This is a genomic window from Lactobacillus sp. B4007, from assembly GCF_026535895.1.
GTDB lineage: Bacteria > Bacillota > Bacilli > Lactobacillales > Lactobacillaceae > Lactobacillus > Lactobacillus panisapium.
The window spans coordinates 241,345-255,753 of sequence record NZ_JAFNPA010000003.1 but is presented as its reverse complement, the minus strand read 5'-3'; the positions used below and the strand labels follow the sequence as shown (position 1 = coordinate 255,753).

Annotated in this window: 12 protein-coding genes; 5 read left to right on the top strand and 7 right to left on the bottom strand. The window is 35.5% G+C overall.

Going from position 1 to position 14,409, the window contains the following annotated elements:
- Positions 1 to 42 precede the first annotated feature (42 nt).
- Complete coding sequence (locus tag J3U54_RS06425; protein ID WP_267385502.1) at positions 43 to 546, bottom strand: hypothetical protein; 504 nt, start codon at positions 544 to 546, stop codon at positions 43 to 45.
- Positions 547 to 1,049: 503 nt separating this feature from the next.
- On the opposite strand from J3U54_RS06425, the gene J3U54_RS06420 reads away from it, so the two are divergent.
- The gene (locus J3U54_RS06420) at positions 1,050 to 1,604 is read left to right on the top strand and encodes a phosphatase PAP2 family protein (protein WP_220221184.1); all 555 of its coding nucleotides are present in this window, start codon (positions 1,050 to 1,052) and stop codon (positions 1,602 to 1,604) included.
- Between the two features lie 161 nt (positions 1,605 to 1,765).
- On the opposite strand, the gene J3U54_RS06415 is transcribed toward J3U54_RS06420, so the two are convergent.
- Together J3U54_RS06415 and J3U54_RS06410 are read right to left on the bottom strand one after the other, a co-directional pair.
- On the bottom strand, positions 1,766 to 3,322 hold the full coding sequence (locus tag J3U54_RS06415) for an L-lactate permease (protein ID WP_267385501.1): 1,557 nt from the start codon (positions 3,320 to 3,322) through the stop codon (positions 1,766 to 1,768).
- 361 nt (positions 3,323 to 3,683) lie between these two features.
- On the bottom strand, positions 3,684 to 4,514 hold the full coding sequence (locus J3U54_RS06410; RefSeq protein WP_220234605.1) for a DegV family protein: 831 nt from the start codon (positions 4,512 to 4,514) through the stop codon (positions 3,684 to 3,686).
- A gap of 244 nt (positions 4,515 to 4,758) precedes the next feature.
- On the opposite strand from J3U54_RS06410, the gene eno reads away from it, so the two are divergent.
- Together eno and J3U54_RS06400 are read left to right on the top strand one after the other, a co-directional pair.
- Positions 4,759 to 6,045: a phosphopyruvate hydratase gene (gene eno / locus J3U54_RS06405; RefSeq protein ID WP_103751734.1), complete on the top strand. Its 1,287-nt coding sequence runs from the start codon at positions 4,759 to 4,761 to the stop codon at positions 6,043 to 6,045.
- Positions 6,046 to 6,156: 111 nt separating this feature from the next.
- A complete protein-coding gene (locus J3U54_RS06400) occupies positions 6,157 to 6,699 on the top strand; it encodes a hypothetical protein (protein WP_267385500.1) in 543 nt (180 codons plus the stop codon).
- Between the two features lie 91 nt (positions 6,700 to 6,790).
- On the opposite strand, the gene J3U54_RS06395 is transcribed toward J3U54_RS06400, so the two are convergent.
- The gene (locus J3U54_RS06395) at positions 6,791 to 7,126 is read right to left on the bottom strand and encodes a YxeA family protein (RefSeq protein ID WP_267385499.1); all 336 of its coding nucleotides are present in this window, start codon (positions 7,124 to 7,126) and stop codon (positions 6,791 to 6,793) included.
- A gap of 324 nt (positions 7,127 to 7,450) precedes the next feature.
- Here J3U54_RS06395 and J3U54_RS06390 point away from each other — a divergent pair, with 324 nt between their 5' ends.
- Both J3U54_RS06390 and J3U54_RS06385 read left to right on the top strand, forming a co-directional pair.
- The gene (locus J3U54_RS06390; RefSeq protein WP_267385498.1) at positions 7,451 to 9,724 is read left to right on the top strand and encodes an HAD-IC family P-type ATPase; all 2,274 of its coding nucleotides are present in this window, start codon (positions 7,451 to 7,453) and stop codon (positions 9,722 to 9,724) included.
- A 138-nt stretch (positions 9,725 to 9,862) separates the two neighbouring features.
- Entirely contained in the window at positions 9,863 to 10,321 is a 459-nt protein-coding gene (locus tag J3U54_RS06385) for a helix-turn-helix domain-containing protein (protein WP_103751738.1), read from the top strand.
- 284 nt (positions 10,322 to 10,605) lie between these two features.
- Here the strand turns inward: J3U54_RS06385 and J3U54_RS06380 are convergent, their stop codons facing one another.
- The 3 genes from J3U54_RS06380 to recJ form a co-directional block, all read right to left on the bottom strand.
- Positions 10,606 to 11,121: a GNAT family N-acetyltransferase gene (locus tag J3U54_RS06380; protein ID WP_103751739.1), complete on the bottom strand. Its 516-nt coding sequence runs from the start codon at positions 11,119 to 11,121 to the stop codon at positions 10,606 to 10,608.
- 381 nt (positions 11,122 to 11,502) lie between these two features.
- A complete protein-coding gene (locus tag J3U54_RS06375; protein WP_103751740.1) occupies positions 11,503 to 12,030 on the bottom strand; it encodes an adenine phosphoribosyltransferase in 528 nt (175 codons plus the stop codon).
- Between the two features lie 101 nt (positions 12,031 to 12,131).
- Positions 12,132 to 14,408 carry a single-stranded-DNA-specific exonuclease RecJ gene (gene recJ, locus J3U54_RS06370; RefSeq protein WP_267385561.1) on the bottom strand — a complete coding sequence of 759 codons (2,277 nt, stop codon included), beginning with the start codon at positions 14,406 to 14,408 and terminating at the stop codon, positions 12,132 to 12,134.
- Position 14,409 lies beyond the last annotated feature (1 nt).

Sequence of the window (14,409 nt, the reverse complement as noted above, 5' to 3'; positions counted from 1 at the left end):
TCATTTGATGCAAAAAATTTAAGCAAAGATAAACAATTGCTATTAATATTTATCTTGCGATTTTCGACATATCTTCATTAAAAAGCAAATTTGAAGTCCATCTCCTATTAAACCAATTATTATTGAAATTATTAGTACCGGTCGAAGACTAAATTTCATTTTGGTATAAGTACAAATTAACAACATAATGGTTGTGGAGATTAGGCCCATCCTTATAAAAGTATTAATTAGAATCCAACTTTTCATTGAATTACTGATATTATTAGACTTATTTTTTTGAATGATAGTATGTTGATAGTAAAAACCAGTCCATATTTCTGCAACTACGTCAAAAGCAAAAAGTGGACCCATAACATTTGCAGCTTCAGTACCATCGTAATTAAAATTCAAATCTTGCACTAGCATTAAAATACAGTACCATAAGCAAAAATCAAGTTTTAAATAAGCATTTTTTAGTCCTGATCGATCTAAACTTTCTTTTTTCCATTTAGAAATATGATGATGGATATCAATTAGGCTTTCTATAATCCCGTTTTCTTTCTTCATTTTTGTTCCTTCTATGTATTGGATAGTTCTAAAATCCATCTTAAATCAAGTAGATTAAAAGAAATAACTCCATTTGATTTACAAACTACTATAAGAATCGATCGTATTTTTCTAAGAACTAAACAAAAAAAATTCGAGTAATATGGTAAAACTTTCTTGTTTTTTTATCCTCTAATTTCTCCTATTTAGACTTGTAAGATTGTAATATTTTATGATCAAAGCTAATATTTTTTCAAGCTAAGTTTTTAAGACATGCATTAGAACTTGATTTATTAAGCTATACAGAATTCGTTTGCTAAATTTTTTCAAGTTAAGTTGCTCAGCATTTTAACTGAATCAATGACAAGTTGACGAGCAAAAGCATTGATTATTAGCAATTTCCTTAAGTTTTACTCAAGAGTGACCTTTAAAGTATATTGAAACCTTGGTAACTGGTAAAATACAGTCGAATAAAGTTTGATAGGTAGGGATTTATCTTGTATTTAAATATCTGGATTGCAATTATGTCCGCTCTAATACTGGTGCTACTTATTTTTAACATTAGAAATTCACGTCGATTTAACCTGTTTGACCATTGGCTCCACCACAAATTAGTTAGGCGACATGATGGTTTTAGTTGGCAAATAATCGCTTTTATTAATGACCCGAAACTTTTAGTAGTTTGGGATATTTTTTTGGCTAGTTTCTTAATTAACGAGCAAAAGGATTTAGCCGCACTTTGGGTTTTATTTACCCTTGGCTTTACCGATTTAAGCGGGCTGCTATTAAAAAAGTGGATGCACCGTAAGAGGCCACTCATGCACTCTAGTCTTGAAGACGGCTATAGCTTTCCTAGTGGTCATGTTTTAGGAACTACTATTATGGTCTTAATTATTTGGGAACTTTTTGGAACAAAATTTGGTAATGGCCTAATAATTACACTAGCCGTCATTTGGATAATGGTAGTGATATCAAGGATTAGTTTAAAAGCGCATTATCCATCTGATGTCATCGGTGCTACTTCTTTAGCCATCTTATGCTTTACCTTGTCGCAGCATATTTTTATTTTTCTACTCTAAGAAATTCAACTAATTAAACTAAAACAAAGTAGTCACTGCTTTTATTAAGGCAGTGTTTTTATAAGCAAAAAGGACTAATTTCAAAATGAAATTAGTCCTTCTTTACTTGCAATAACAGATAACTGTTTTACAAAATAAAGTCAATATGTCATTAAACTTCTTTATAACATGTAGAGTATCTTACCAAGTACAAAAACAATCACACACAGTGCCAATGTATACATTACACAATATGGAAGAGCCTTTTTCAAAAGTATGCCTTCTTGACCTTCAAGCTTAGTGGCACCAGTTGCAATAGCAATACTTTGTGGTGAAATCATTTTACCAGCAGTTGCACCAGCCATATTAGCAGCTGCTAGCCAATAAGGGTTAACACTCAACGCGTTAGCTGCCTGTACTTGCAAAGCTCCGAATAATACGTTGGCAGAAGTATCACTACCAGTAATAAAGATGCCTAGAACACCAATGATTGGCGAAATTACCGGGTAAAAAGGTCCAGTTAATTTAACCAAGCTGATTGCGATTGTAGCAATCATTCCACTATAACCCATTACTTTTGACAAACCTACAATAGCACAAACGGTTACAATAGTTTTGGTCAGTTGTTTAATCGTGTCAAAAAGCACTGAAAACATTTGTTTTAATGATAACCCTTGAATTGCGCCACCAATAAAACTTGATAATAGAATCAGAGTACCGGGAGATGATAGCCAGTCTATATCGACTGGTTTAGCACCAAGGCCATTGTAGAAGTGAAAACTTGTTTTGACATTAGCTAAAGCATCCTTGATTGATGGAAACAGTGAAGAGGTAAAAATAATTAAGACAAATACCAAAATAAATGGTAGCCAAGCTTTAATTTTATCTCCAGTTGTTTTAGTAACGGTGTCAGTATCAGTATCGGGTTGTGGTGTTGCTTCCTGCCCTTTATGAGCATATAGTTTAGTGATGAAAACTAAAGATAAAATACAAATAATCGCGCCTACAATTGATGGTAATTCTGGCCCCATATATTTAGTAATGAAAATTTGTGGAACCGCAAAGATAAAGCCGGCCATAAACGTCGAGAAAAGTACGCCATTTCCTTTAAAAGATTTCAGGCCTTTCCCAGATGTAAGCAGTACTAAAATGAACGGAATGATCATAATCAAAAAGAACAATTGGATAGCTACAAAATAAGATAATTCTGTAGATCCAAGCCCCGTAACCTTTGCCAAAGTTGTAATTGGTAAACCTACAGCACCAAAAGCAGTTGGAGCAGTATTGGCAATTAGACACACAACTGCAGCTTTAAGTGGGTTCATTCCCAAAATAATTAAAATACTTGCTGGAATAGCAACCGAAGTACCAAAGCCTGCAACTGCTTCTAAAAAGCCACCTAAGCCCCAAGCAAGAATCAATACCAAAATCCTTATATCTTTTGTGATCGAAGTAAGCATCGACATGATAGTATCAAGTCCGCCTGATTTTTTACTAATATTGTAAATAAAAAGAGCCGATATGATTACATAAATGATAGGCCAAATTGCCATCATAATGCCATCCATACCAGCAGTAATACTATTTATAAACGAAAAGTTAAAACCCAAAACGCTAAGCACAATTGCGCCAACAAATCCAATTGCACATGCAACGTCTCCACGTACATGAAAAACACCCAAAGATATGACTAACCAAACTATGGGAATAAGGGCAATAACTGTTTTAACTAAATCCATTCTAATTCCTCCGTTTACTCACTCAAAAAAATGAATGAGATAATTCCTTCAAAATTCAAAAAACTACACGAAAAAGTATTATTCGTTTCCTAAGAGACAAATAACGAATTAAAATGTAAATTATTACCCATACGATATTTTAGCACGTTAAAAAGTAGATTTAAACATGATTTGACAGTTTATTGTAATCGGTTTCAGCAAACCGTGTAATTTAAGTCTGAAACAGCACAAAAAAGAGATTAACTCTGCAAAAAAGTTAATCTCATAATGAATAATTCGTAATTTATAAGTATCAGTTCAATAAGATTTTTTAACTAAAAAAGTAGTTCACATTATCATGTTGAACTGCTGCTGTTAAAAATTAAAGGTCGTCAAAGCCAATCATCAGACTGCCCTCTTCAGCGTAAAAGGAACATAATCCGCGCATCGATCGAATAATAATATCAGCTTGCGGATAAAGAGAAAGGATCTTTTGCTTTAAGGTTTCTGCGTCCTTCTCATTTCGACACTGATCAATAATTACTCGTCCACCACGGTATTTGCGCTCTTCCATTAATTTTAGAACTTCTTTAAATGCTCGTTTCATTCCCCGCACTTTTGAAATGGGCTCAAGCTTGCCTTCATTACTGGCCGTTCCTACCACGTCAATATTTAACATTTTGGCAACCTTGGCCACCGCAATATTGACCCGACCATTTAACGCTAAATTATGTAATGATTGCAAAATAACCAGCAGATGAGTGTGCGTTTTATATTGCGAAATTTTTTGTTCGATGTCTACAAATCTTGTTTTACTATTAACTAGACGCTCAATTTCTTCCCTTATAATTGAAATTTCTGGGCCAGCTGTTCGGGAATCAACCACGATTACCTTGCTGCCCGGATTATCTTTTTCATAAATTTGTTTTGCCTGGTAAGCTGATGAGAAACTACCACTTAAGCCACTAGTAATTGTCAACATAATAGCTCGTTTACTACCTTCAAGAGCTTTGAGCCATTCATCAATGCTTGGACAAGAGGTTCTTCCTTCTTCTGTGTTTGTTTCCATGCTACTTAAAAAGTCATCCATATCAAGATCTTCATTATCAAGGAAATCTTTACCTGCAATTGTAATTGTTAAAGGAACAACTGTTAACTTTTCACTAGCACGATCATTAGAGCCAGAATCAATTATTAATTTTACTTCTTCCATAAAAAAGCATCCTTATATAGAAAATAAACCATTCAAACTTAAAAATGTATAGCTAAATGATAAAGCAAATTACTTAAAAAAGCGACAAAATCTTTTTAAATTTTTTTAACACTAGAAATCGTTTACAAATGTTTACATAATCACAAAGTTAGGCTAAAATTTGTTCTGTAGAGATGGAGCCCTTGCTCCTCTTAATGTATGTACTAGACGTTAGTACAGCATTTATTATTTAGGAGGTTTTTAGATGTTAAAATCAGTCATTGAAAATGTTCATGCACTGGAAATCTATGATTCACGTGGTAACCCAACTGTAGAAGCTTTTGTTACTCTTTCAAACGGTGTCGTAGGTAAGGCTGAAGTTCCATCAGGTGCTTCAACTGGTGAAAACGAAGCAGTTGAATTACGTGATGGCGGCGACCGTGTTGGTGGTAAAGGTGTTTCTAAAGCAGTTAACAATGTTAATACTAAGATTGCTGAAGCTTTAAAGGGATTAGACCCACACGACCAAGCTAATATCGACCGTGTTATGATCGAATTAGATGGTACACCAAACAAGGCTGAACTTGGTGCTAATGCCATTTTAGGTGTGTCAATGGCTACTGCTGATGCAGCTGCTAAAGACAGTCACCAACCTTTGTACAGATACCTTGGCGGTACTGACCTTGAAATGCCACAAACTTTCCACAACGTTATTAACGGTGGTGAGCACGCAGACAACGGTATTGATGTACAAGAATTCATGATTACCCCAGTTAAGAAGACTTCATTCCGTGATGGTTTTGAAAAGATTGTTAACACTTACCACACTTTGAAGAAAGTTCTTGAAGACATGGGTTACGAAACTGGCCTCGGTGACGAAGGTGGTTTCGCTCCTAACATGAAGAATTCTGAAGAAGCTTTACAAGCTTTACACGATGCTATCGTTAAAGCTGGTTACAAGCCTGGTGAAGACATTGCCATTGCTTGTGACTGTGCTGCTTCATACTTCTACAACAAAGAAGACGGCAAGTACCACTTCGAAGGTAAGGTATTTGACGATGAACAATTAGCAGAATACTACGACAAGTTGCTTGATGAGTTCCCAGAATTGATTTCAATTGAAGACCCATACGATGAAAACGATGTTGATGGTATGATCAAATTCACTCAAAGCCATAAAGACAGAATTCAAATTGTGTTAGATGACTTCATTTGTACTAATCCTAAGCTTTTAACTAAAGCTATCAAGGAAGGTGCAGGTAACGCATCATTAATCAAGTTGAACCAAATCGGTACTGTTACTGAAACTTTGGAAACTATCCGTCTTTCACGTAAGAATGGTTACAACACCATGATTTCTCATCGTTCAGGTGAAACTGGTGACACATTCATCGCTGACTTTGCTGTTGCTGTTAACGGTGGTCAACTTAAGACTGGTGCCCCAGCTCGTTCAGAACGTGTTGAAAAGTACAACCGTTTACTTGAAATCGAAGAAGAACTCGGTGAAGGTGAACGTTTAGCTACATTTCCAGACAGCGTTGACAAGGATTAATTAGTTTTAATTCAATAAAAAGCCTGCATTATTGCAGGCTTTTTGTATACCCAATTTTGTTTTTGCAAGTGTTATAATTTATAAAAATAAAAGTTTTAACGGTTAATATCTATGAAAAAAATAAGTAATTTTTATGATCCCCAGTTACCAACACTACTAATGTCAATTCATCCAGAATACGTCAACCAGATCTTACAAGGAACTAAAATTATCGAGTACCGTAAAAGATTTTTTAAGGAAAAATTTCAGGCCTTTGTTTACACAACTGGTCCTCAGGGAGGCATTCAGTTATTTTTGACCTGCGCCCCGGCGATTCGTGACAATGCGCAAGTCTTAGCTAAGATTGGTCAGAATATCCAACGTGATGATTTTAATGAGATTTATGATTACTTCCTTCCCAAAAATACGGGCTGTATCCTCCCTATTCTTGCAACTACTTCAATGAAGAAAGTTGCATTGTCAAAAATAAGACAGATATTACCGTCAATTGCGATTCCGCAAAGTTACCTCTTTTTGGATGCTTCTGATAAATTAATCCTGCTCAATTTCCTATTAAAGCAAGATGCAATTAAACACAAAACTAATCAGTGGGAACACCATTTTGCTAATATTGCTAATATCAAAAAAGAACCAACCGACATTAGACTATTTTAACCTGGCAAAAAAAGAGTCCGGCTTATTAAGCTAAATTCCATAGCAGATAGCTTTTGATGGCGTTAGTTTAACAGCAGGACTTTTTTTATTGTTATTCAGCTTTTTTCTTGGCTGCCAAAAATTCTTTTTTACTAATATACTCAATTGAGCGCACGTATTGGCCCTTATGATCAATAGCAATGTATTTTTCGTTAGGTGAATATCCGCCCACGTACTTAATTTTATAAGGTAGTAATTTCCCATTTGTTGGATTGAAAGATTGGACAGAATAATATTTTTGCGTATTTTGCGGAACCTCCGCATAGCTGATTGTTTCCGCAATCAATGGATTGAACCTATCGGAAATTGAATTATGAAAAACAAACGGCACACACAGCAAAAGAACAATTGCTGTGACAATGATAATCTTCAATTTTTTACTTGTCATATTTATTCTCCTCATTCGTTAACTATTAAAATTGGTCTAAACTATTGCCTTCTCAATGGTATTTATTCACTTAACCGTTTAAAAACTAATAAATAGGAAAAAAACTTTTTATCAGTTTTAAAAGCCAGTACAAAGATAACTTTAGATATAGATTAATAGTATGCGGTTACTTTTAAAATACAAATTGCCTTATCTTAAAATAACTTTAAAAAGTCGAAGTTTATTTAGAATAATTGGAAACGTTACCTCAGTTTATTAGCTAGAAATAACTGTGTAATTATGCTAATTTAGACTATGAATTAATAAAGGTAAGGAAGGAAAATTATGTCTGAAAAAAATAGTGGCTTGACTCAAGCCCAAGCAGATAAGCTCCTCAAACAAAATGGGTTAAATGAAGTTCCTGAACCACAATTTAACTTTTTCAAAGAATTTTTATCTAAGTTATGGAACTTGTCAGCCTGGATTTTGGAAGCTGCCTTAATTCTAGAATGTATTCTAGGTAAATGGATTCAATCATTATTTGTTTTGTTAATGCTTTTGTTTGCAGCTTGGAATGGTGCTTCTAAGAAAAAGCAATCCCGCCGCGTTTTAAACAATATTTCACATAAACTGACACCTAAAGTTTCAGTTGAGCGTGATGGTAAATGGCAAAATATTGATTCAAAGTATTTAGTCACTGGTGATTTAATCAGCATTCAGGCTGGTGATGTTTTAGCAGCTGACGTTAAAATTATTAGTGGCCAAGTTTCTTTTGACGAGAGTTCAATTACTGGTGAAGCTAAAACTGTTAGAAAAGAGCAAGACGACACTGGCTTTGCCGGTACAACAGTGATTGAGGGTAACGGTTTAGCTATCGTAACTGCCACTGGTGCCAATTCCCGTTCTGGTAAAACAATTAACCTGATCAATAATTCTGCTGCCCCCGGTCACTTACAACAATTACTTACTAAAATTATTTATTATCTTTGTATATTAGATGGTATCTTAACACTAGTTATTGTCATTGCCTCCTTCTTCAAGGGTGGCGATTTGAATAACTTAATTAACATGTTGCCATTCTTGGCTATGATGTTTATTGCATCAATTCCTGTGGCAATGCCATCCACTTTTGCCCTCTCAAACTCGTTTGAAGCAACTCGGCTGAGTAAAGAAGGCGTATTAACTTCTGATTTAACGGGAATTCAAGACGCAGCCAATTTGAACTTATTGTTACTTGATAAAACGGGAACAATAACCGAAAACAAAACGGCTGTCTCTAACTGGACCAATTTTAGCAGTCTAGACGATAAAACCGTTTTAGAGCTTGCTTCTGCAGCTACAGATCAAAGAAATAAAAAAATTATTGACAATGCAATCGATGATTATGTCTCTAAATTAGGTTTAACTATTAGGACAAGCGACAATTTTACTCCCTTTACATCTGGCACAGGTTATTCAATGGCCGAAATTGATAGCCATAACGTTAAACTTGGTTCTTTTAAGCAGCTATCCCTAATCGACAAAGCTGCCAATGACAAGATTAAGGAAATTGACTTTGGCGCCGGTCGTTCGGTAGCCCTTTTAATTGATGACAAATTAGCTGGCGTTTTTATTCTTCAAGATCAAGTACGGTCTGATTCCAAACAAGCATTGGCAGAATTGAAAAAGCGCGGCGTTTTACCAATCATGTTAACTGGTGATAACCAAAAAACAGCCGAAGCTGTAGCTCGCGAGGTCGACCTTAAAGGAGAAGTCATTTCGATTCACGACTTTAATGATCAAACTGATACTAGCAAATTAGCCGGTATTGCGGATGTTTTACCAGAGGATAAGTTAAAAATGGTGAAATTTTTCCAGCAAAAAGGTTATATTGTCGGTATGACTGGTGATGGTGTCAATGACTCCCCTGCTCTGCGTCAAGCAGAAGTTGGTATCGCTGTATCAAACGCAGCCGATGTTGCTAAACGTGCTGGTAAGATGGTTTTACTTAACGATGGTCTCACTTCAATTGTCAAAATTTTAGATGCTGGTCACCGGGTTTATCAACGAATGACTACCTGGTCATTAACTAAATTAGCCAGAACCGCTCAATTAACAATGCTATTAACCTTTGGCTACCTTTTCTTTGACTATATCCCAATGGCACTAAACGCAATGGTCATTTACACCATCATGAATAATATGGTGACGATGATGATTGGAACCGACAGAACACATATTACTTATCAGCCTGAAAATTGGAACATGGCCAAATTAGCTAAAATAGCCTTTTCGCTAGCTTCTGGCTGGACGATAGTTGGTATTATCGCTATTGCTTACCTTAATACTCATGGTTGGAGCCACGGAACAATTTCAACGATGGTCTATGTCTACCTTGTTTTAAGCGCAATGCTTATTATTATGATTACCAGAACAAAACGTTATTTCTGGCAAGACTATCCTTCTAAAGCGGTTGGACTAACTCAATTAGGAGATATTATCTTAACGATCATCTTGGCAATATTCGGAATTGCAATGACTAAGATTAGTTGGATGAATTTACTGTTAGTCTTTATCGTGGCACTACTTGCCGCAATCGTAATTGATTTGTTCTACCAACCGATTATGAAAAATAGATAACTTTTACAATACTGCTAAAGCTGGATCCCTTCATCTAGGGATCCAGTTTTTTGGTTTAATTATTATCAATAGATTACTTCATGGATTTTGAGCAAGTGTTTAATATATCAAAGTTATCATACAAAAGGACCAGTTCAGGTGATAGCTGATGCAATTATTGAGGAATACTTTCATCCACAAAAGTTCTCGAAAATGTTGATTGACAGTTACTTACGGTCTTTCCTCATTCTTTTATCCAGAAATACCAATCTGTATTCTGATGACACCATTCAAAAGCAAATTCCCAACTTAGTTTTATACATGCTTAAGGAAATTACTAAAAATCCGAAAGATTGCAATTTAAATAAACTGGCTGAAGAATCCAGTTATAACCGCGCATATTTAGGGAGCCTATTTAAAAAATCTACTGGCCTATCTTTTTCCGAAGCATTAACAGACCAGCGATTGCTTGATGCTTATAATATGCTAATATCAACTAAAATGCCTATTTCGGAAATAACCGAGCAAGTAGGAATCAGTAATAAAACATTCTTTTATAATAAATTTAAAAAGAAATTTCACGAATTACCAAATGATGTAAGAGCCGAATTCAAATAAAAAAGCCTGATCCAGAATTATTTTCTGGGTCAGGTTTTACTTAAAGAATATCAATGTTATATATCTTTTAAGGTGTTTTTGTGAAAAAGTATAAATAAAAAATAGTGAGCTATTGACAAGAATGTCAATTTTTAAAACAAAAAGTCTTTACTGGGTGACTATAGCACCACCCCCTTTCAGGTTAGTTAGCCTCAAGGTTTGAGTAAAAAATAATTTTTATAACACTAAATAAATGCTGTAAACAATAAAAGATCAAAATAGAGATCTTTTCCTTTTAAAAACAGTTATTTCTTCAGCTCATAAACATAGGAAGTTTCGTCTGGACGGTATGCACCATGCAGCTTACCAACTTGAGTAAAGCCCATTTTATTAATCAAATGTTGCATAGCCTTATTATCTTCGTGCGTATCGATTCGAATCGAATCAACCTTATCGCTTTGCCTAATCTTGTTAATCACGGAATTCAATAGTTGAGTCGCATAACCCTTACCAGCATGCTCAGATTTAATTGCAACACGGTGAATAACAACATAATTATCTGTATCGCAAAGCCACCTACCGTTTAAATTATCATATACATGGTCAGGCCCATCCACAATGGCAATTGCACCGACTGTCTCATGATCATCTGAGACAGCTAAATATGCCCAGCCATTCTTGATATCTTCCTTAATCTGATCATGCGAAGGATAATCACCCTGCCATTGATCTACACCATGTTCTGCTAACTGATTAGCACCGTCTTTCAAAATAGTTATGATTTGGTCGAAGTCGGCCATTGTTGCTTTTCTTAATTGCAAAATTCTTATTCTCCTTTTTTGAAATACCGCATCATTATATATATTGAAGTTGCAGTTGTAAAAAATTTTGACTCCTATTTAGGAGAAATTTTGCAAAGCTAAAAAGTTTTTAATTTATCCACTTTATTTGTGTCACAATGCCTGTTATATAAACATATCAATGATGCCAAAAATTAAAAATATGTTTGAATTTTACACTAAAAACCTATAAGCCTAGTACCAGATTTTATTAGCGGAAGAATTTGCCTTCTCATTCAAAACTAAAAAGCCATTTAATTACTAAATCTAGCAATTAAATGGCTCTATTCTCATATTAGCATATAAAAGATAAGCAATTTAAAATAAAAACCAATGCTAAAAGCATTGGTTTTAATAATGGGGTTAAGCACCGTGATATTGGACAAGTGAGAAAACATCTAAATCTGGCAGTTTCTCTCTTCCCTTTAAATCTGGTAATTCAACGTAAAAGGCAGCCCCCACAAGTTCACCACCTAGATTTTCAATCAACTGCTTGCATGCACGAAGCGTCCCAGCAGTTGCAAGTAGGTCATCACAGATAACTACACGTTGACCTGGTTTAATTGCATCCTTATGCATTTCGAGACTATTTGAGCCATATTCTAAATCATAAGAAGCACGTTCAACTTCTCGAGGAAGCTTATGAGGCTTTCTAGCGGGAATAAAACCAATTCCTAATTCAGTTGCCACCGGACAACCAACAATAAAACCGCGAGCTTCAGGACCAACAATTACGTCGGCCCTTCTTTTCTTAGCATAATTTGCTAATTCATGTGTGGCTTCTTGAAACAACTTTCCATCTTGCAAGATAGGAGTTATATCCCTAAATACTATCCCTTCATTAGGAAAGTCCTTAACACTTGCAATGTGTTTTTCAAAAATGTTTGCCATAAGAAGAAAAACCTCCAAAACTTCATTTGCTTTTCTAAAGCTTCTTTTGACCTTCCTATTCTAGCAGACTTTCTAATTAAAAGCATTAAAAGCCCTAAAAGTTAATGTAGTTTTAATTGCTCATTCACGTACATTAAGAGCTTGGAACTCGCCATTTTTCTAAGCTGTTGTACAAAATTAATTTGTGAACGAGTTGCACTAAAATATTTTGAAGCCGTAAGCGGCTGCTTGAGTGGATTCTTGATGCCGTAAATTTTATCTTGATCCATTTTGATAAAATTTAGTTCAAAGAAAACACGGAGAATAAATAAAATACTGTTATAATCCAAGCCCAGATATGGGGCTACTTGCCGGTAGTTCTCTGCATCCAAGCCCGGGTGTTGGTACACATACTTCAGTACTTGTTCAAATGCACTTTTAGCCGGAATATTTTCAACTGGCAATTGATCTAGTAAGAAACGCAAATATAGCTGGCCAAAATGATTATTCAGTGCCAAATCAAATTCATTTTGATTATGGGGCGCATCTAAAAATACAGCTACTTCACCCTCATCATCATATTCATTGACCAAAATAATCTTAGACGGATCCAGATCATAACGATTGGCTGCTACTGCTTTATTTTTTTCATCAAACAATAAATATTTATCCGCAAATCCCATAACATACTTTTCTTGCCGGAGGTCGACTACATCTTGAGCCACACTTAATTGCGGAGCTGCAAAAACTATTCCTTTCATTATTCCTTGCAGCTTAACTTGTTTGCGATAGCAATTTTCTCCTAATTGAATGAAGAGCTGATCGATATATGGCAAGAGGGTTCTCGTAAGGTACTTCTTATTAAAACCAACTACTTCAAGCTTAGTGTTATCTTTTGCAACTGTTATTTTAATATGATTCTTGTCTTTGCCCATGAAGAAACAACTGCATATTTCTGGGTGACTAATACTAAATATTGGTTCTTCATTATCTGTCCCGAATGGTCCAACCTTTTTAATTTCAGCCATCGTCTTTGTACTTAGCCCGCTAAAAGGTAACTCAAAATCATAATATTCAGTCATTGAGCTTGCAGGTGTTTGATAGCTTTTTTCAAAAGACTGTCGTAAATCATCGACTTTACTTTCTTCCATCGAAAGGCCGCAAGCAAAATCATGTCCACCAAATTTTAGAAATAGCTCTTTTTTCATGGGGTCAAGTGCTTCGAAGAGATTAAAACCCGCAATCGATCTACCCGAGCCTTTAACAATGCCAGCATCATTCTTCGTTAAGACAATTGTTGGCTTGCGAACATGCTCCACAATTTTATTGGCAACTAACCCAAGAACACCCTCATGAAAGTTGGGATCATAAATAACTAGTGTTTTTTTAGTTTGCCAACTGTTAGTTTTAATTTGCTCTAAACAGCTCTTAAAAACTTGTTCAGTTAATTCCTTTCGTTGATCATTTAATTTCTCAACTCGATCGGCAATTTCTTGGGCTTCTTCTTCACTTTCACTCAAAAGTAAATCAACTGCTAACTCGGCATTGTCAAGCCGTCCAACGGCATTTAAACGTGGTGCAATATTAAAGCCAATATCGGTTTCATTAATTTGGCCAAAACTAAGTCCAGCATTTTTGATTAAACAGCGCAAACCGGGTCTTTCGGTCTGATTAATTACCCTTAATCCCTGCTTAACAATGATATGGCCTTCACCCGAAACCTTAACCATATCACCAATTGTTCCAATCATCGCCAGATCTAACAGCTCAGTCATTGGATCCTGCATTAACTCACGGCAAATAGTGTATGCAACACCTGCACCGCAATAATCATCAAAAGGATAAGACTGTCCAGGATAATTACAGTGAACGATGGCATAGCTTTCCGGCACTTCTTCCTGAATTTTATGGTGATCGGTAATAATTGTATCAACCCCGTGTTCTTTGGCATAAGCCACTTCATTTACACCAGTTATACCATTGTCAACCGTAATAATCAGTTTGGTTCCATCAGCAACAATCTTCTGGTAGGCTGCCATATTTGGGCCATAACCATCCCGAAAACGGTCAGGAATATAAAAATGAACATCTGCCCCTAGAATCGTCAAAGTTTCCATCATAATACTAGTTGCAGTTATTCCATCTGCATCGTAGTCACCATAAATAGCTATTTTTTCACCATTATCAATCGCCAGATTAATTCTTTCGACAGCCTTAGTCATGTCATGCATTAAAGTTGGCTCTGCTAAATCCTGTTCAGTCGCATTAAACCAAAAGTCCAACTGCTCATCAGTATTAAGATTACGCTGAGCAAGTAATTTTGCCTCAATCTCACTAAGTTGATATTTTTCAATTAATTCGGGAGCTAACTCTTTACCAGAGCGCTGTTTCCAATCTATC

Excerpts from the sequence above, each read along its gene's own strand:
- J3U54_RS06425 (WP_267385502.1), bottom strand. The coding sequence starts at position 546 with ATGAAGAAAGAAAACGGGATTATAGAAAGCCTAATTGATATCCATCAT.
- J3U54_RS06420 (WP_220221184.1), top strand. The coding sequence starts at position 1,050 with ATGTCCGCTCTAATACTGGTGCTACTTATTTTTAACATTAGAAATTCA.
- J3U54_RS06415 (WP_267385501.1), bottom strand. The coding sequence starts at position 3,322 with ATGGATTTAGTTAAAACAGTTATTGCCCTTATTCCCATAGTTTGGTTA.
- J3U54_RS06410 (WP_220234605.1), bottom strand. The coding sequence starts at position 4,514 with ATGGAAGAAGTAAAATTAATAATTGATTCTGGCTCTAATGATCGTGCT.
- eno (WP_103751734.1), top strand. The coding sequence starts at position 4,759 with ATGTTAAAATCAGTCATTGAAAATGTTCATGCACTGGAAATCTATGAT.
- J3U54_RS06400 (WP_267385500.1), top strand. The coding sequence starts at position 6,157 with ATGAAAAAAATAAGTAATTTTTATGATCCCCAGTTACCAACACTACTA.
- J3U54_RS06395 (WP_267385499.1), bottom strand. The coding sequence starts at position 7,126 with ATGACAAGTAAAAAATTGAAGATTATCATTGTCACAGCAATTGTTCTT.
- J3U54_RS06390 (WP_267385498.1), top strand. The coding sequence starts at position 7,451 with ATGTCTGAAAAAAATAGTGGCTTGACTCAAGCCCAAGCAGATAAGCTC.
- J3U54_RS06375 (WP_103751740.1), bottom strand. The coding sequence starts at position 12,030 with ATGGCAAACATTTTTGAAAAACACATTGCAAGTGTTAAGGACTTTCCT.